General features: G+C 65.2%; 15 protein-coding genes. 7 read left to right on the top strand and 8 right to left on the bottom strand.

The annotated features are described in order from the left end of the window. Nucleotide 1: 1 nt before the first annotated feature. The 6 genes from lptA to argS form a co-directional block, all read right to left on the bottom strand. On the bottom strand, nt 2-637 hold the full coding sequence (gene lptA, locus G7045_RS02380; RefSeq protein WP_166156773.1) for a lipopolysaccharide transport periplasmic protein LptA: 636 nt from the start codon (nt 635-637) through the stop codon (nt 2-4). Between the two features lie 77 nt (nt 638-714). Beyond that, on the bottom strand, nt 715-2,397 hold the full coding sequence (locus tag G7045_RS02385; protein ID WP_166160320.1) for a cation acetate symporter: 1,683 nt from the start codon (nt 2,395-2,397) through the stop codon (nt 715-717). After that, the gene (locus G7045_RS02390; RefSeq protein WP_205737199.1) at nt 2,397-2,717 is read right to left on the bottom strand and encodes a DUF485 domain-containing protein; all 321 of its coding nucleotides are present in this window, start codon (nt 2,715-2,717) and stop codon (nt 2,397-2,399) included. The genes G7045_RS02385 and G7045_RS02390 overlap by 1 nt, the downstream gene beginning before the upstream one ends. Nucleotides 2,718-2,909: 192 nt before the next feature. After that, nucleotides 2,910-3,542, bottom strand: a complete 633-nt coding sequence (locus G7045_RS02395) for a thiol:disulfide interchange protein DsbA/DsbL (RefSeq protein ID WP_166156776.1) — start codon at nt 3,540-3,542, stop codon at nt 2,910-2,912. Between the two features lie 54 nt (nt 3,543-3,596). Beyond that, a complete protein-coding gene (locus G7045_RS02400; RefSeq protein WP_166156779.1) occupies nt 3,597-4,244 on the bottom strand; it encodes an SPOR domain-containing protein in 648 nt (215 codons plus the stop codon). Between the two features lie 5 nt (nt 4,245-4,249). Continuing rightward, nucleotides 4,250-5,953: an arginine--tRNA ligase gene (argS, locus tag G7045_RS02405; protein WP_166156782.1), complete on the bottom strand. Its 1,704-nt coding sequence runs from the start codon at nt 5,951-5,953 to the stop codon at nt 4,250-4,252. Between the two features lie 111 nt (nt 5,954-6,064). Between argS and G7045_RS02410 the strand changes: the two genes are divergently transcribed. Further along, a complete protein-coding gene (locus G7045_RS02410) occupies nt 6,065-6,400 on the top strand; it encodes a PsiF family protein (protein ID WP_166156785.1) in 336 nt (111 codons plus the stop codon). 63 nt (nt 6,401-6,463) lie between these two features. Here G7045_RS02410 and G7045_RS02415 read toward each other — a convergent pair whose 3' ends face one another. Both G7045_RS02415 and G7045_RS02420 read right to left on the bottom strand, forming a co-directional pair. Then, on the bottom strand, nt 6,464-8,152 hold the full coding sequence (locus G7045_RS02415) for a methyl-accepting chemotaxis protein (protein WP_166160322.1): 1,689 nt from the start codon (nt 8,150-8,152) through the stop codon (nt 6,464-6,466). A gap of 158 nt (nt 8,153-8,310) precedes the next feature. Next, nucleotides 8,311-8,898, bottom strand: a complete 588-nt coding sequence (locus G7045_RS02420; protein WP_166156788.1) for a chalcone isomerase family protein — start codon at nt 8,896-8,898, stop codon at nt 8,311-8,313. Nucleotides 8,899-9,240: 342 nt separating this feature from the next. Between G7045_RS02420 and trpE the strand changes: the two genes are divergently transcribed. The 6 genes from trpE to G7045_RS02450 all read left to right on the top strand — a co-directional run bounded on the left by trpE (nt 9,241) and on the right by G7045_RS02450 (nt 16,300). Further along, the gene (gene trpE, locus G7045_RS02425) at nt 9,241-10,740 is read left to right on the top strand and encodes an anthranilate synthase component I (protein WP_166156791.1); all 1,500 of its coding nucleotides are present in this window, start codon (nt 9,241-9,243) and stop codon (nt 10,738-10,740) included. Next, entirely contained in the window at nt 10,737-11,066 is a 330-nt protein-coding gene (locus G7045_RS02430; RefSeq protein WP_166156794.1) for a chorismate mutase, read from the top strand. Before trpE ends, G7045_RS02430 begins: the two co-directional genes overlap by 4 nt. Further along, nucleotides 11,063-11,635, top strand: coding sequence for an aminodeoxychorismate/anthranilate synthase component II (locus tag G7045_RS02435; RefSeq protein ID WP_166156797.1), 573 nt, complete (start codon nt 11,063-11,065; stop codon nt 11,633-11,635). The genes G7045_RS02430 and G7045_RS02435 overlap by 4 nt, the downstream gene beginning before the upstream one ends. A 95-nt stretch (nt 11,636-11,730) precedes the next feature. Further along, the gene (gene trpD, locus G7045_RS02440) at nt 11,731-12,765 is read left to right on the top strand and encodes an anthranilate phosphoribosyltransferase (protein ID WP_166156800.1); all 1,035 of its coding nucleotides are present in this window, start codon (nt 11,731-11,733) and stop codon (nt 12,763-12,765) included. Between the two features lie 25 nt (nt 12,766-12,790). Further along, on the top strand, nt 12,791-13,594 hold the full coding sequence (trpC, locus tag G7045_RS02445; RefSeq protein ID WP_166156803.1) for an indole-3-glycerol phosphate synthase TrpC: 804 nt from the start codon (nt 12,791-12,793) through the stop codon (nt 13,592-13,594). 45 nt (nt 13,595-13,639) lie between these two features. Then, nucleotides 13,640-16,300, top strand: coding sequence for a diguanylate cyclase domain-containing protein (locus G7045_RS02450; protein ID WP_166156806.1), 2,661 nt, complete (start codon nt 13,640-13,642; stop codon nt 16,298-16,300). The last annotated feature ends 19 nt before the right edge of the window (nt 16,301-16,319 follow it).

The raw sequence follows: 16,319 nt of genomic DNA on the forward strand, positions 1-16,319 counted from the left end.
GTCACTGCTCGCCGCCCATGGCGGGGCTGGGGCGCAATGCCGGTGCGGGGCCGGGGGCGGCAGGTGCTGGCGCCGGCTGCTCCTTGGGTACGAGCACGGCGCGCACGCGCGGCGCCTTGCTGCTGGGGGTGGGCGCGCCGGCGCTGCTCTTGGGGCCATCGACCTGGAATTGGTCGGTGAGGTTGTTGTAGGTGATGATGCTGCCCGAGACTTCGTCGGCCAGGGTGGCGCCCCGGTAGCGGCGCAGCTCGGCGCGGCGGATGAATTTGACGGTGTCGTTGCGCCCGTCGTAGACGATGGTTTCGCCCTCGCCCTCCATGAACTCCTCGGGCTGGCCCGGTGCGCTGTCGCGCTTTTGGCGGAAGAAGGCGCGCTCGCCCGGGGCGGCCACGGCCACGCCGGACTGGTAGCCCTCGGGGTCTTGCGTGACCTCCAGGCGCTCGCCGCGCAGCACGATGGTGCCCTTGGTCATGACGACGCGGCCCGTGAAGATGCTGGTTTGCTTGAGCTCGTCGTGGTGCAAGGTGTCCGACTCGATATTCATCGGCTTGTTGCGGTCGGCTTTCTCAGCCAGGGCGTTGCCGGCCAGGCAGGTCAGGGCGGGCAACAGAAGGAGGGGGAGCAGGCGTTTGGTCATGAGGGGCACGGTTCTTGCATTTGATTGTAGCCATCTCCCCCGGCCCGCAGCCCCCCGCGTCGGGGGGCTGGTTGGGCTCAGTGCGCGGCGGCGCTGGCAGCGCCCACGCCCGTTTGGGCGCGCACGTACTGGTCGTCAAACGCGTCCCGCTCGCTGGCGGCACGGGCACTTCGGTCGAGCGTGGAGACGACGTAGATCGCCAGGAAGGCCAGCGGCATGGCAAACAGCGCCGGCTGGGTGTAGGGGAACAGCGGCGCGGCATTGCCCAGCACGTCCACCCATACCGACTTGGACAGTAGCACGAACAGCACCGAGCTGATCAGGCCCGTGTAGCCGCCGGCGAGCGCACCGCGCGTGGTCAGGCCCTTCCAGTACATCGACATCAGCAGCACCGGGAAGTTGGCGCAGGAGGCGACGCCAAAGGCCAGTGCCACCATGAAGGCGACGTTCATCTTCTCGAACGCCATGCCCAGCAGCACCGCCACCACGCCCAGGCCCAAAGTCGCGAACTTGGAGACACGGATTTCCTTTTCCTCGCTCGCCTGGCCCTTCATGATGACGCGCGCGTACAGGTCGTGCGAGATGGCCGAGGCCCCAGCCAGCGCCAGGCCCGCCACCACCGCCAGGATGGTGGCAAAGGCCACGGCCGACAAAAAGCCCAGCAGCAGGTTGCCGCCAGCGGCCTTGGCCAGGTGCAGCGCCACCATGTTGCCGCCGCCAATGAGCTTGCCGCCGACCTGGCCGCCCTCGAAGAAGTCGGGGTTGGTGCCCACCAGCACGATGGCGCACAGGCCCATGATGGCGATGACGTTGAAGAAGAAGGCGATGATGCCCGAGGCGTAGAACACCGATTTGCGCGCCTCCTGCGCGTTGGTGACGGTGAAAAAACGCATCAGGATGTGCGGCAGCCCGGCGATGCCAAACATCAGGCCCAGGCCCATGGACAGGGCCGTGACCGGATCGGCCAGCAGCTTGCCGGGCGAGAGCATGTTGGCGCCCAGCTTGTGCACCTCCATGGCCTTGGTGGTCAGGGTGTCGAAGCTGAAGCCAAACTGCGAGAACGCCAGCAGCATGATGGCCGTGCCGCCCACGAGCAACATGCAGGCTTTGATGATCTGCACCCAGGTGGTGGCGACCATGCCGCCGAAGATGACGTAAACCATCATCAACACGCCGACCACGACCAGGGCCACGTGGTAGTCCAGGCCAAACAGCAGCTTGATGAGCTGGCCGGCGCCCACCATCTGCGCCACCAGGTAGAAGCACACCACGGTCAGCGAGCTGACGGCCGCCATGGTGCGCACCGGGCCCTGGCTCAGGCGGTAGGCGGTGATGTCGGCAAAGGTGAACTTGCCCAGGTTGCGCAGGCGCTCGGCCATCAAAAACAAAATGATGGGCCAGCCGACGAAGAAGGCCACCATGTAGATGTAGCCATCGACGCCGTCGCCGTAGATCATGGCCGTGAGGCCCAGCAGCGTGGCGGCCGACATGAAGTCGCCGGCGATCGCCAGGCCGTTTTGCTTGCCGGTGATGCCGCCGCCGGCGGTGTAGAAGTCCGACGCCGACTTGGAGCGCCCGGCGGCCCAGTAGGTGATGGCCAGCGTCATCAGCACGAAGACGAAGAACATGCCGATGGCGTGCCAGTTCAGCGGCTGCTTTTGCGTGGCGCCCAGGTCGGGGCCGGCCAGGGCCAGTGCGGGCAGCAGCAGCAGGGGCAGGGCCGCGAGTGCGCGGCGAGCGTGGGGAATGTGGCGATGCATCATGCGGCTTTCTTCAAGGCGTCGGCGACGATCTGGGCGTTGCGGGCATCAAAGTCGCTGTTCGCACGGCGCACGTAAACCCAGGTCAGCAGGCAGAAGAACACGAACTGGGAGAACCCCAGGGCCACGCCCAGCGTCAGGTTGCTGCCCTCGACCAGGCGCAGGGCAATCACGCCCGGCACAAAGGCCACCAGCAGCACGAAGGCAAAAAAGACCGCAATCACCAAGAGTGCCAGCGTGGCGGCAAAGCGCCCGCGCTCGCGCACGAGCTGCGCGTAGCGCGGGTCGCGCTTGATGTTTTCATACAGTGGATTGGACATGGCTCTCCCGGTTGTTGTGCGTGGATGAAAGTCATGCTGCAGTGCAACATGGCGCCTGCATTCTTGGGGGGCTGCCCTATACCAGGCTTACAAAAAAATCAGCCTTGACATGGATTTGTCACATGGGTGACAGCGCCCGGCGGGCGCAAAAAAACCCGCCGGCGGCGGGCGCGGTGGGGAGGGCGCAGAGGATCAGGCTTTGCCGACCTGGGCGGCGAGTTGCTCCACGGTGCGCAGCATGTTGTCCATGCTGCCCGACATATTGCCGTCGATGTAGTAGCGCCCGGCCACCCCCATGGAGGGCACGCCTTCGACTTCATAAGCCTGCTGCAGCTGGGTGGCTTTGCGCACCTGGTTGGCAACGCCAAAAGAGTTGTACATCTCTTTGAATTTGCTCAGGTCTAGGCCCTGGGCGCTGGCCCAGGCAAAGATTTGCTCGTCTTCCTGCAGCGGCTTGCGCTCGACGTGGATGGTGCGAAACGCCTGTGCGTGCAGGGTTTCGAGCTTGCCCAGCCCTTCGAGCGCGTAGTACAGCTTTTGCATGGGCACGGTCTTGGGGTTGAAGTTGACCGGCACACGGCGGAAGGCGATTTCCTTGGGGGCTTTTTTCGTCCAGGCGCTCAGCGTGGGCTCAAAGGAGTTGCAGTGTGGGCAGAAGTAGCCAAAGAACTCCACCACCTCGATTTTGCCCGCAGGCGCCTCGGTCGGTGCGGGCTTGGAGAGCTTGTGGTAGTCCTTGCCTTCGCGCAGTTGGGCCAGGGCTGGCAGGGCCAGGCTGCCAGCGGCGAGGGCGGCGGCGCAGCGGGAAAATTCACGGCGTTGCATATCGGAAAACTCCTTGTTTTATCGAAGGGCTAGAGCGCAGCAGGCGACAAAAGTTCAGCGCTGCACGCGCACCAGGTTGGTTTGCACGCCGGCATCGTCGAGCTTTTCTTTCAGGCCGGCGGCGTCGTCGCGCTTGGCAAACGGCCCCACGCGTACGCGAAACACCGGGCGCCCGTCCTTCTTGTTTTCGCTGACCTTGGCCTCCCAGCCGAGCATGGCGAGCTTGGCACGCTGTGCATCGGCGTCGCCTTGGGTGTTGTAGGCACCGGCCTGAACGAAGTATTCGTGCGGCTCGGCGTTGGTGGTGGCGGCCGGGCTGGCGCTGGTCTTGGCTTTGGCAAAGTCGCCCAGCGGGTCGGAGGTCGCTGTTTCCTTGGCCGGGGCTTTGGTGTCGGCTTTGGCGTCAGCCTTGGGATCGGTCTTGGCTTCGGCCTTGGCCTCCGGCTTGGCATCGGTGCTGGCGGGGGCTTCGGCCTGCGGTGGGCGCGCAGGCATGGTGCCGGTCAGGGCCTGGTTGGGGTTCCAGTTGCGGTTGCGCTCGGCTTCGGCGCTGTCCTGGCTGGCGCTGCGCAGTCCGGCCTTGTTCAAAAACGGTACAGGCACCTTGGCCACGTACACCGCGACGGCTAGCGCCGCCCCCAGGCCCACGAGCAAACCGAGGATGAAGCCGACGATGGTGCTGCCGCGTTGGGTGTGTTTCATGGCGCTTACATTCTTTCAGGGGCCGATACGCCCAGCATGGCCAGGCCGTTGCGCAGCACCTGGGCGGTGGCCGCCACCAGCGCCAGGCGGGCGTGCTTGACGGCTTCGTCGTCCACCAGAATGCGCTCGGCGTCGTAGTAGCTGTGGTAGCAGGCGGCGAGCTCGCGCAGGTAAAAAGTCACGTCGTGCGGGGCGTTGCCGGTGGCGGCAGCGGTGAGCATGTCGGGGTACTTGGCCAAGAGCAGCATCAGCGCCTGGGCTTGCGGGCCTTCCAGCGGCGACAAATCCACGCTGGCCAGTTGTGCCAGGTCGTAGTCCTCGCGCCAGCCGCGCAGCACCGAGCAGATGCGCGCGTGCGCGTACTGCACGTAGAACACCGGGTTGTCGTTGTTCTGCGCCACGGCCAGGTCGATGTCGAAGGTGTATTCGGTATCGGGCTTGCGCGAGAGCAAGAAAAAGCGCACGGCGTCTTTGCTCGTCCACTCGATCAGGTCGCGCAGCGTGACGTAGCTGCCCGCACGCTTGCTGATTTTGACTTCTTCGCCGTTTCTCACCACGCGCACCATGGTGTGCAGCACGTAGTCGGGGTAGCCGGCGGGGATGCCGACGTCGGCTGCCTGCAGGCCGGCGCGCACGCGGGCGATGGTGCCGTGGTGGTCCGTACCCTGGATGTTCACCACCTTGGTGAAGCCGCGCTGGAATTTCTGGATGTGGTAGGCCACATCGGGCACAAAGTAGGTGTAGCCGCCGTCGCTCTTGCGCATCACGCGGTCTTTGTCGTCGCCGTAGTCGGTGCTTTTGAGCCACAGCGCGCCGTCTTGTTCGTAGGTGTGGCCGCCCTCGATCAGGCGGTTGACGGTGGCCTCGACGTGGCCGTTGGTGTACAGGCTCGACTCAAGGTAGTACTCGTCGAACTTGAGGTTGAAGGCTTGCAGATCCTTGTCCTGCTCGTTGCGCAGGTAGGCGACGGCGAACTGGCGGATGTTGTCGTAATCCTGCACATCGCCATTGGCGGTGAAAGCGCGGTCGTCGGCCTGGACGGTTTCCCGGGCCAAAAAGGCGTTGGCAATGTCCTGGATGTAGTCGCCGTTGTAAAAATTCTTCGCCAGTGGGTTTTCGGCGTCGGTGGGCCAGCAGGCGTCACCGGGCTTGAAACCCTGGGCGCGCAGCTGCGTGCTCTTGGTCAGGGTGTCGATTTGCACGCCGGCATCGTTGTAATAAAACTCGCGGTGCACGGCCCAGCCCTGGCTGGCGTAGAGGTTGCAAATCGCGTCCCCCAGCGCCGCCTGGCGGCCATGGCCGACGTGCAGCGGGCCGGTGGGGTTGGCGGAGACGAATTCGACCAGGATTTTCTCGCCACGCGCGGGCTGCACGCCAAACTGCGTGCCCTGCGCCAGCACCTCGCGCACCACCTGCTGCTTGGCGCTGTTCTTCAGGCGGATGTTCAAAAAGCCTGGGCCGGCAATCTCGATGGCATCGACCCATTGTGCAAAGGCGGGCGTGGCCATCAAGGTCGTCTGCAGCTGCTCGCCCAGGGCGCGCGGGTTGGCCTTGAGCGGCTTGGCCAGCTGCATGGCGGAGGTGCAGGCGAAGTCGCCATGTGCGGCCACCTTGGGCGATTCAAAGGCGGCGCGGCTGCCCGCACCGGGGGAGAGTTGTTCGAGCTCGCCAGCCAGGGCTGCGAGCAATTGTTGTTTCACGCTGAGCATGGGGGCGAATTCTACGGGTCACCCCGTCATCGCCCGGCAGGCGTGGCGCGTTATCCTGTGGCGCGCGCCAGACAGTGGTGCGTGCCTTCCTTTTATTTGTAGGAGTCTTGCATGAAAAAACTGCTTTCCTTGTTGGCCGTTGCCAGTCTTGCTTTCTCTGCTGCCGCCCAGGCGGCCAATGCCGAAGCCCCTGCTGCCAAAGCCCCTACGGCGCAGCAGACCAAGATGAAAGACTGCAACGCCGAGGCCAAGACCAAGGACTTGAAGGGCGATGAGCGCAAGGCCTTCATGAAGCAGTGCCTGAGCAACAAGCCCCAGGCTGAGGTCGCCCAGGGCACACCGCAACAAGAAAAAATGAAGGCCTGCAACGCCGATGCCAAACAACAAAATCTGGCGGGCGACAAACGCAAAGTTTTCATGAAGGAATGCCTGGCCGCCAAACCCTGAGGCGCAGGCGTTTGGAAAACACAAAAGCCCCAGATCGGGGCTTTTGTGTTTTTGGCGGGGGCCTCAGAAGGTTTCCCAGTCGTCATCTGCGCCGGCAGCGGGCTTGGCCGCCGGTTTAGGCGGTGGCGGTGCCAGGGCTGCCTTGGGCGCGGCCTTGATTGTGGGGGTTGCGGGGGCAGGGCGGCGGATGCTGGTGCTCGCGGGCGCGGGCATAGACGGGTTGGTGGGCGCCGGGCTGCTGTAGCGCGGGCCGGGTTGGCTGGTTTCGGCGCCGGCGCGGAAGGCGGAGACGGTTTCCACCAACTGCTGCGCCTGCGATTTGAGGCTGCTGGCGGCGGCGGCCATTTCTTCGACCAGGGCAGCGTTTTGCTGCGTTGCCTGATCCATCTGCGTCACGGCCTCGCCGACCTGGGCCACGCCGCTCGATTGCTCGCGGCTGGCGGCGCTGATCTCGCCCATCAAATCCGTCACGCGGCGGATGCTGGCGACGACTTCCTCCATGGTGCTGCCGGCCTTGTCCACCAGCTGCGTGCCTTGCTCGACGCGTTGTACGCTGTCGGTGATGAGCTGCTTGATCTCTTTGGCTGCATCGGCGCTGCGCCCGGCCAGGCTGCGCACCTCGCCCGCGACCACGGCAAAGCCCCGGCCCTGCTCGCCGGCGCGCGCGGCTTCGACGGCGGCGTTGAGCGCCAGGATGTTGGTCTGAAACGCAATGCCGTCGATCACGCCGATGATGTCGGCAATCTTGTGGCTGCTGGTGGAGATGCCCTGCATGGTGGTCACGACCTCGGCGACCACGCCGCCAGCCTGCTCGGCCACGCGCGAAGCGCCCAGCGCCAGTTGGTTGGCCTGCTGTGCGTTGTCGGCGTTGTGGCGCACGGTCGAGCCCAGCTGCTCCATGGATGCTGCCGTTTGCTGCAGCGCGCTCGCCTGGCTTTCGGTGCGCGCCGACAGATCGTGGTTTCCCTGGGCGATCTCGCTGCTGGCGGTGGCCACGCCTTCGGAGCCCCGGCGCACGTCGAGCACGATGCGCGCGACGCTGTCGCGCATGGAGCGGATGCCGTGGGCCACGCTGTTGCTGTCCACGTCGCTGGGAATTTCAGCCGTCAGGTCGCCGCTGGCGATGCGGTGTGTGATGGCGTTGAGCACTGCGGGCTCGGCACCCAGTTGGCGCAAGATGCTGCGTGCAATCGCCCAGCTCAGCCCCAATAGCAACAAGGCCAGCGCCACGGCGACGGCGCCCGATTCGAGCAGGCGCTGCACAAAAGTGGCCTGCACGCTGTTGACGTAAACGCCCGAGCCAACGATCCAACCCCAGGGGGCAAAGCCCTTGACGTAAGAGATTTTGTCCACCGGTTTGTCGCTGCCGGGCTGGGGCCATTGGTACTCCACGTAGCCTTCGCCTTTTTGTTTGACGGTGTTGACAAACTCCGTGAACAGGAGTTTGCCGTTGGGGTCTTTGGTACCACTCAGGTCTTTGCCTTCGAGCTGCGGGCTGATGGGGTGCATGACCATGCGCGTTTGCATGTCGTTGACCCAGAAATACTCTTTACCGCTGTAGCGCAGCGAGCGCATGGCCTCCAGGGCGCGCTCCTGGGCAACGTTGTCGGGCAGCTTTCCGTCTTTGCTCAGGCTGTGGTAGTAAACCACCAGGCCGTGGGCGGTTTCTACCACTTGGCGCACATTGGCGGCACGTTCGGTCAGCAGCAGGCTGCGTTCGCTGAGCATGGTGCTCAGCAGCAGCGCCACCATGGATAGCAAGGCCAGGGCCACCAGGGTAGCCAGACGCCGCGAAACGGTCAGGCGATGGAGGAATTGCACGGTGTCTCCTTTTTGAAACAATCAGAGACGAAATATAGAGCAGCCCCTCCAGGTTCAGGCGTTTCGGGGCCCGGTTTATGCATAAATCCTTACTGGGTTTTCCCTAGGAGGGCGTCCTTGAGCTTCCAATCCACCGGCTGCGGGCCGAGCCAGATGTTCATCATGGCGTTGAAAAACTCGGGTTCCTTGAACGATTCGCCCTGCACCTTGCCCTTGACGGTGATGACCGTGCCCGTGCCCGGCACCCAGTCGATGGAGAACTCCTCGCCGGCCAGCAGTTTTTTGTGGTCGGTAAAGACTTGGCTCATGCGCATCACGCCCGGAATGAGCTTGGAGAAGGTGGAGCGGTCGAGGTTGTCTTCCATGCCGCGCGAGAACAACTTGCCCAGCTCGGCGGCGTCAATTTCGCGCAGCATGACGATGCGCAGGCGCTTGGGGCCTTTCTGGCCCAGCACTTCTGGCGTGGTTTCGGCTTTTTTCTCCAGGTACAGGCCGGCGGTATAGACCTTGAACACGGCCTTGTAGCGCACACCGGCGCCGTTGAGGTGCAAGGATGTGCCGTTGACGCTGGCATCAGCGTCGTACTTCACGTCAGCGACGGTGATTTGTGCCAGGGCGCTGCTGCAAGCGAGGACAAGGGCGGCAGCGGTAACGGCCAGGCGCGGGAAGAAAGCCATACAAACTCCTAAAAGAGAACGCTCGTGCGTTTCTAATTGTTTGCAGCCCTGGGTGGGGCTGCAATAGGGTTTATGCGGGGGTATGGGGCGGTTGGCGTGGCCGATGGCGCTGCGGGCAGCGGCCCTTTGCTACACTTTGCGCCCATGTTCATTCACCGCGTGTTACTTGCAGGTCGTGCCGACCGGGGAGCCTGGCCCTGGCGCAAGCCTGTCCATACGTAACACCTTGCCCGCCGCCGGACACCGCCCGGTGCGCTTTTTGGGCCCCCCGCCGGGCCTTTTGCTTGAACTGCGGCGCCGGTTGTGCACCGTGCCTGCCGCCCCCACTGGGAGCTTCCCCCTGTGATTTCCGAACTTGAATTTCAAAGCCTGGCGCGCGCCGGCTACAACCGCATCCCGCTGCTGGCCGAGGCTTTTGCCGACCTCGAAACCCCGCTCTCGCTCTACCTCAAGCTGGCCCACGCCAAGGGTGATGGCCGCAACAGCTTTTTGCTCGAATCGGTGGTCGGCGGCGAGCGCTTTGGGCGCTACAGCTTCATCGGCCTGCCGGCGCGCACGCTCTTGCGTGCCAGCGGCTTCGGCAGCGCCGCCAAGACCGAGGTCGTGACCGACGGCCAGGTGGTGGAAACCGCCCATGGCAACCCGCTGGACTTTATCGCCCAGTACCAAAAGCGCTTCAAGGTCGCGCTGCGCCCCGGCCTGCCGCGCTTTTGCGGTGGCCTGGCGGGCTATTTTGGTTACGACGCGGTGCGCTATATCGAGAAAAAGCTCGAAGCCACCTGCCCGCCCGACACCCTGGGCTGCCCCGACATCCTGCTGCTGCAGTGCGAGGAGCTGGCCGTCATCGACAACCTCTCGGGCAAGCTCTACCTCATCGTCTACGCCGACCCGGGCCAGAGCGAAGCCTATGCGCGCGGCAAGAAACGCCTGCGCGAGTTGAAGGAGCTGCTCAAGTACTCGGTCAGCGCGCCGCAGGTGCTGGCGAGCGAAAGCCACCCGGCCGAGCGCAGCTTTGTCAAGCAGGACTACCTCGCGGCGGTGGCCAAGGCCAAGGAGCTGATCGCGGCGGGCGACTTCATGCAGGTGCAGGTGGGCCAGCGCATCCACAAGCGCTACACGCAAAGCCCGCTGTCGCTGTACCGCGCGCTGCGCTCGCTCAACCCCTCGCCCTACATGTACTACTACCACTTTGGTGATTTCCAGGTGGTGGGCGCCAGCCCCGAGATTTTGGTGCGCCAGGAGCAGACCGAGGCGGGCACCAAGGTCACCATCCGCCCGCTGGCCGGCACCCGTCCACGCGGTGCGACGCCGGAGAAAGACAAGGCGGCCGAGCAAGAACTCATCAACGACCCGAAGGAGCGCGCCGAGCACGTCATGCTCATCGACCTGGCGCGCAACGACATCGGCCGCATCGCCAAGGTGGGCAGCGTGAAGGTGACCGAAGCCTTTGTGGTCGAGCGCTACAGCCATGTGATGCACATCGTCAGCAACGTCGAGGGCATCTTGAACGAGGGCATGAGCAGCATGGACGTGCTCAAGGCCACCTTCCCGGCGGGCACGCTCACTGGCGCGCCCAAGGTGCACGCCATGGAGCTGATCGACCAGCTCGAACCCACCAAGCGCGGCCTGTACGGCGGCGCCTGCGGGTATCTGAGCTACGCCGGCGACATGGACGTGGCCATTGCCATCCGCACGGCCATCGTCAAGGACGGCATGTTGTACGTGCAAGCGGCCGCCGGGGTGGTGGCCGATTCCGTTCCGGAGCTGGAATGGAAGGAAACAGAACACAAGGCGCGTGCCCTGCTGCGCGCCGCTGAATTGGTGGAAGAAGGACTGGAATGACGACGCGCGCAATCGAGCAGACACAACATTGCAACACCATGGCGGATGTGCGCCGCGCCATCGATGCGCTGGACGACATCCTGGTGCCGCTGCTGGTCACCCGGGGCGGCTACATGACGCAGGCGGCGCGCATCAAGCAGCGCGATAGCCAGGTGCGCGACGAAGAACGCATCGAGGCCATCGTCGCGCGCGTACGCGAGCGGGCGCTGCAAGAGGGCGGCGAGCCTGACGTCATCGAGGCCATCTACCGCAGCATGATGGAGGCCTACATCGCCTACGAGCACCGGGAATTTGCGCGCCAGCACGCGCCAGGGGAAGGCACATGAAACTCTTGATGGTCGATAACTACGACAGCTTCACCTACAACATCGTGCAGTACTTTGGCGAATTGGGCGCCGAGGTCGAAGTCTTTCGCAACGACGAGATCACCCTGGAGGGCATCGCCGCGCGCGCGCCCGACCGGCTGGTGATCTCGCCCGGCCCCTGCTCGCCAGCCGAGGCGGGTATTTCGGTTGCCGCCATCCGGCACTTTGCCGGCCGGCTGCCGATTTTGGGTGTGTGCCTGGGGCACCAGAGCATTGGCGCCGCCTTTGGCGGGCGCATCGTGCGCGCGCAAGCGCTGATGCACGGCAAGACCAGCACCATCACCACCACGCAAAAAGGCGTGTTCGCCGGCCTGCCGGAAAAATTCACCGTCAACCGCTACCACTCGCTGGCCATCGAGCGCGAGAGCTGCCCCGAGGTGCTGGAGATCACCGCCTGGACGGAGGACGGCGAGATCATGGGCGTGCGCCACCGCGAGCTGGCCATCGAGGGCGTGCAGTTCCACCCCGAGAGCATCCTCACCGAGCACGGCCACGCCATGCTGCGCAACTTTCTTGAGCAAAAAGCATAGCGCCTAGCGCTTGTATTTAGGGCGTTTGCGTATCAAAACATGCGCAAATGCTTATGTAGCAAGCGCGAGCAGCTATCAAAATCATAGAGGCTGGTATGAACAAAATCACCCCCCAGGAGGCGCTGCAGCGCACCATCGAACACCGCGAGATCTTCCACGACGAGATGCTCGACCTCATGCGCATGATCATGCGCGGCGAGCTCTCGCCGGTGATGACGGCGGCCCTGCTCACCGGCCTGCGCGTGAAGAAGGAGACGATTGGCGAGATCACGGCGGCGGCGCAGGTCATGCGCGAGCTCTCGACCAAGGTGCCGGTGACCGATACGCGCCACCTGGTCGATATCGTCGGCACCGGCGGCGATGGCGCGGGCACCTTCAACATCTCCACCTGCGCCATGTTCGTCGCCGCCGCTGCCGGCGCGCGCGTGAGCAAGCACGGCGGGCGCGGCGTCTCCAGCAAGAGCGGCAGCGCCGACGTGATGGAGGCGCTGGGCGTGCACATCAACCTCGCGCCCGAGCACATCGCGCAGTGCATTGCCGAGGTCGGCATCGGCTTCATGTTCGCCCCCAACCACCACCCGGCGATGAAAAACGTCGCCCCCGTGCGCCGCGAGCTGGGCGTGCGCACGCTGTTCAACATCCTCGGGCCGCTGACCAACCCGGCGGGTGCGCCCAACATCCTGATGGGCGTGTTCCACCCCGACCTGGTCGGCATCCAGGTGCGTGCGCTGCAGCGCCTGGGCGCCGAGCACGCCCTCGTCGTCTATGGCCGCGACGGCATGGACGAAGTCAGCCTGGGCGCCGCCACCTTGGTCGGCGAGCTGAAAAACGGCGCCATCACCGAGTACGAAATCCACCCCGAAGACTTCGGCCTGGCCATGGTCAGCAACCGCGCGCTCAAGGTCGAGACGCCCGAGCAATCGCGCGCGCTGCTGCTGGGCGTGCTGCGCGGCGAAGGCGGCGCGGCGCGCGAGATCGTGGCCCTCAACGCCGGTGTGGCGCTGTACGCTGCCAACGTGGCCGACGACATCGCCAGCGGCCTGGCCCTGGCGCACCAGGCCATCGACAGCGGCGCGGCGCTGCACAAACTCGACCAGCTGGTGGCGCGCACGCACGCCCTGGCCGCCTGAAACCCGCAGCCCTGAAAGCATCCGCATGAGCGACATCCTGCAAAAAATCTGCGCCGTCAAAGCCGAAGAAGTGGCGGCGGCGCGCAAGAAAATCTCCCTCGAACGCATCCGCGCCGACGCCGAAAGCCGCGTGCTCACGCGCGACTTCGTCGGCGCCCTGCGCGCAAAAACCGCCGCCGGCCAGGCCGCTGTGATTGCCGAAATCAAAAAAGCCAGCCCGAGCAAGGGCGTGATCCGCCAGGGCGAATTCATCCCCGCCGACATCGCGCAAAGCTACGCCGATGGCGACGGCCGCGTCAGCGCCGCCTGCCTCTCGGTGCTCACCGACCGCCAGTTCTTCCAGGGCCAGCCCGACGACCTCAAGCAGGCGCGCGCCAGCTGCAGCCTGCCGGTGCTGCGCAAGGACTTCATGGTCGATGCGTACCAAATCTATGAATCGCGCGCCATGGGGGCCGACTGCATCCTGCTCATCGCCGCCTGCCTGGACGACGCGCAGCTGCACGACTTTGAAGCCATCGCCCGCAGCCTGGACATGGCGGTGCTCGTTGAAGTGCACGACGGCCCCGAGCTCGAACGCGCGCTGCGCCTGCGCACGCCGCTCGTCGGCATCAACAACCGCAACCTGCGCACCTTCGACGTCAGCTTGCAAACCACCCTGGCACTGCGCGCGCAGGTGCCGCCCGAGCGCATTTTGGTGACCGAATCGGGCATTGCCACGCCAGCCGACGTAGCGCAAATGCGCACCGCTGGCATCCAGGCTTTCCTGGTGGGCGAAACCTTGATGCGCGCCCCCGACCCCGGGCTGGCGCTGGCAGAATTGTTCGCCTGACGGGGCCGGGTGGCCCCGTCGCCCCCCCCCTCACCCTTGCGCCCTGTGCCCACTTCGCCCTTGACCCTGGCCCAGCGCAGCGCCCGTGAATGGCGCTGGTGGGCCTTGGTTTTTGTGCTGCTGGGCCTGGTGCTGGCCATGAACCTGTGGCAGTCGCGCCTGCAGGCCGAGCGCAGCGAGCGCGTGCGCCTGGCGCAGCAGGCGCGCACCGTGCACGACAACGTCGCCCTGCAGCTCAAGTCTATCGACCGCACCCTGACGGGCATTCTGGGCCAGCTGCCGCGCTGGCGTGCGCGCGGCGACGAGGGCATACCGCTGAACGAGCGCCTCGATGCCTTTTCCGACGCCATGGTCGGCGTCACCGCGCTCAATTTGGTCGATGCCCAGGGGCGCGTCCTGGCTTCAGACCGGCGAGAGCTGGTGGGCGCAGATTTCAGCCAGCGCCCCTACTTCATCACCGCCCGCCAGATGCAGGGCGAGCACTTGGTCGTCAGCCCACCATTCGAGCCCTTTCCCGACCTGTGGGTGCTCACCCTGGCGCGCACCGTGTCCGGGCCCGATGGTGGTTTTGGCGGCGTGCTCGCAGCCGCGCTCGATGCCGAGGCTTTTCGCACCCTGGTGCAATCGGTGATCTACGCCCCCGACATGCGCGCCGGCCTGGTGCACGCCGACGGCCAGCGCTTCATTGCCCAAGGCGCTGACGCCAGTTTGCCCGGCGGCGCCAACGTGCGCCATGCCGGCTTGCTGTTCGATCGCTTTCGCCGCAGCGGCCTGAGCAGCCAGGTGCTGCAGGGCCAGGGCCTGCCCGGCGGCAAGGAATACATGGCGGCCTACCAGCTGATTGCGCCCGCGCGCCTGGACATGGACAAACCCCTGGTGGCCGCCGTGGTGCGCCAGATGGATGCCATCTTGGCCCCTTGGTACAGCAAAGTGTGGCTGCAAACGGGCTTGTACGGCAGCGCCTTGCTGCTCACGGCCCTGGGGCTGCGCCTGCAGCAGCTGCGCCGGCGCCAGCTGGCGGCGCAGGAGGTGGCCCTGCAAGAGCGCTGGCAGGCGGTGCTCGAAGCCACGGGCCAGGGCGTGTGGGACTACGACTTGCGCACGGAGAAAATCTTTTACTCCCACGTCTGGAAAACCATGCTCGGCTACGACGAGGCCGAAATTGGCGACAGCCTGAGCGAATGGAGCAGCCGCGTGCACCCCGACGACTGGGATCGCGCCGAAAAAGCCTGGCTCGACCACCTGCAAGGGCGCGCGCCGGTGTACGAGTGCCTGCATCGCATCCGCTGCAAAGACGGGCATTACCAGTGGATTTTGGACCGGGGCCGCATCATCGAGCGCGACGCAGCCGGCCAGCCGCTGCGCGTGGTGGGCACCAAAACCGACGTGACCGAACGGCGCCAGCTGCAAGAGCGCCTGGACCATCTGGCAGAGAACGTGCCAGGAATGCTCTACCAGTTCTGCCTCTGGCCCGATGGCCGCACCAGCTTCCCCTACGTCAGCCCGGGGGTGCAGCAAATTTACGGGCACAGCGCCGAGGATTTGCAGCAGAGCGCGCAGGCGGCGTTTGAGCGCATCGTGCCCGAAGACCAAGAGCGCGTTCACGCCAGCGTGATGCAATCGGCCCTTGATTTGAGCCCATGGCGCGACTTGTACCGCGTGCAATTGCCCGAGCGTGGCGAGCGCTGGCTCAGCGGCCAGGCGCAGCCCCAGCGCATTGAGGCTGGCGGCGTGCTCTGGCACGGCTACATCCACGACGTGACCGAGCAGCAGCAGCAAACCCTCAAGCTGCAGGAAACCGAGCGCCTGCTGCAGCACGTGCTGCAAGAAATGCCCCTGGCGCTGTGCATGGTCGATGCCCAGGGGCAGTTTTACTTCCGCAACCGGAAATTTGAGGAAATCTTGGGCTACCCCCATACCCAGCCCCTGACCCTGCTGCAGTGGTGGCAGTCGGTGTACCCCGATGCCGCCTACCGCCAGCAGGTGCTGGTGCGCTGGCAGCAAAGCCTGGAGTACGCCGCCGAGCACGACGGCGTCATCCCGCACCATGAGTACCACATCCACACCTGGAAGGGCGAGGCGCGCACCATGGACATCAGCGGCCTGGTGTTTGGCGGGCACTTCATGGCCATGTTTGAAGACCGCACCGAGCAGCGGGCGCAGCAAGAGGCGCTGCACCGCCTGGCCTATGTGGATGGCCTCACGGGCATTGCCAACCGGCGCCACTTCGATCAGCAACTGCAGGCCGAATGGCGCCGCTGCCGGCGCAATCAGCAGCCGCTGGCGCTGCTGCTGATCGACATCGACCATTTCAAGCAATACAACGACCACTACGGCCACCCCGAGGGCGACGCCTGCCTGCAGGCCGTGGCCAGCACCTTGAAAAACGAGCTGACGCGCTCGCACGACCTGGTGGCGCGCTACGGCGGTGAAGAATTCGTCTGCCTGCTGCCCGAGTCCGACCACGCCGGCGCACTGCACAAATCCCAGCAGCTGCTGCGCAGCGTGCAGGCCCTGGAGCGCGAGCACGTGCAGTCCGGCGCCGCGCCCGTGGTCACCATCAGCGTCGGCCTGGCCTGCCTGGTGCCCAGCGCCGAGAGCAGCCCCGAAGCCCTGCTGGCGCAGGCCGACGCCAGCCTCTACCGCGCCAAGCAAGCCGGGCGCAACCGCGTCGATACAGACGCAGATTTGCTATTAAAACAATAGCTGCTTTCGCTTGCTGGAT

The organism is Acidovorax sp. HDW3, assembly GCF_011303755.1.
Lineage (GTDB): Bacteria > Pseudomonadota > Gammaproteobacteria > Burkholderiales > Burkholderiaceae_C > Paenacidovorax.

Coding starts and splice junctions, on each gene's coding strand:
- trpD (WP_166156800.1), top strand. CDS start 11,731: ATGAACAAAATCACCCCCCAGGAGGCGCTGCAGCGCACCATCGAACAC.
- G7045_RS02435 (WP_166156797.1), top strand. CDS start 11,063: ATGAAACTCTTGATGGTCGATAACTACGACAGCTTCACCTACAACATC.
- G7045_RS02420 (WP_166156788.1), bottom strand. CDS start 8,898: ATGGCTTTCTTCCCGCGCCTGGCCGTTACCGCTGCCGCCCTTGTCCTC.
- G7045_RS02390 (WP_205737199.1), bottom strand. CDS start 2,717: ATGTCCAATCCACTGTATGAAAACATCAAGCGCGACCCGCGCTACGCG.
- argS (WP_166156782.1), bottom strand. CDS start 5,953: ATGCTCAGCGTGAAACAACAATTGCTCGCAGCCCTGGCTGGCGAGCTC.
- G7045_RS02430 (WP_166156794.1), top strand. CDS start 10,737: ATGACGACGCGCGCAATCGAGCAGACACAACATTGCAACACCATGGCG.
- G7045_RS02395 (WP_166156776.1), bottom strand. CDS start 3,542: ATGCAACGCCGTGAATTTTCCCGCTGCGCCGCCGCCCTCGCCGCTGGC.
- G7045_RS02400 (WP_166156779.1), bottom strand. CDS start 4,244: ATGAAACACACCCAACGCGGCAGCACCATCGTCGGCTTCATCCTCGGT.
- G7045_RS02410 (WP_166156785.1), top strand. CDS start 6,065: ATGAAAAAACTGCTTTCCTTGTTGGCCGTTGCCAGTCTTGCTTTCTCT.
- G7045_RS02385 (WP_166160320.1), bottom strand. CDS start 2,397: ATGCATCGCCACATTCCCCACGCTCGCCGCGCACTCGCGGCCCTGCCC.
- lptA (WP_166156773.1), bottom strand. CDS start 637: ATGACCAAACGCCTGCTCCCCCTCCTTCTGTTGCCCGCCCTGACCTGC.
- trpC (WP_166156803.1), top strand. CDS start 12,791: ATGAGCGACATCCTGCAAAAAATCTGCGCCGTCAAAGCCGAAGAAGTG.
- G7045_RS02415 (WP_166160322.1), bottom strand. CDS start 8,152: ATGGTGGCGCTGCTGCTGAGCACCATGCTCAGCGAACGCAGCCTGCTG.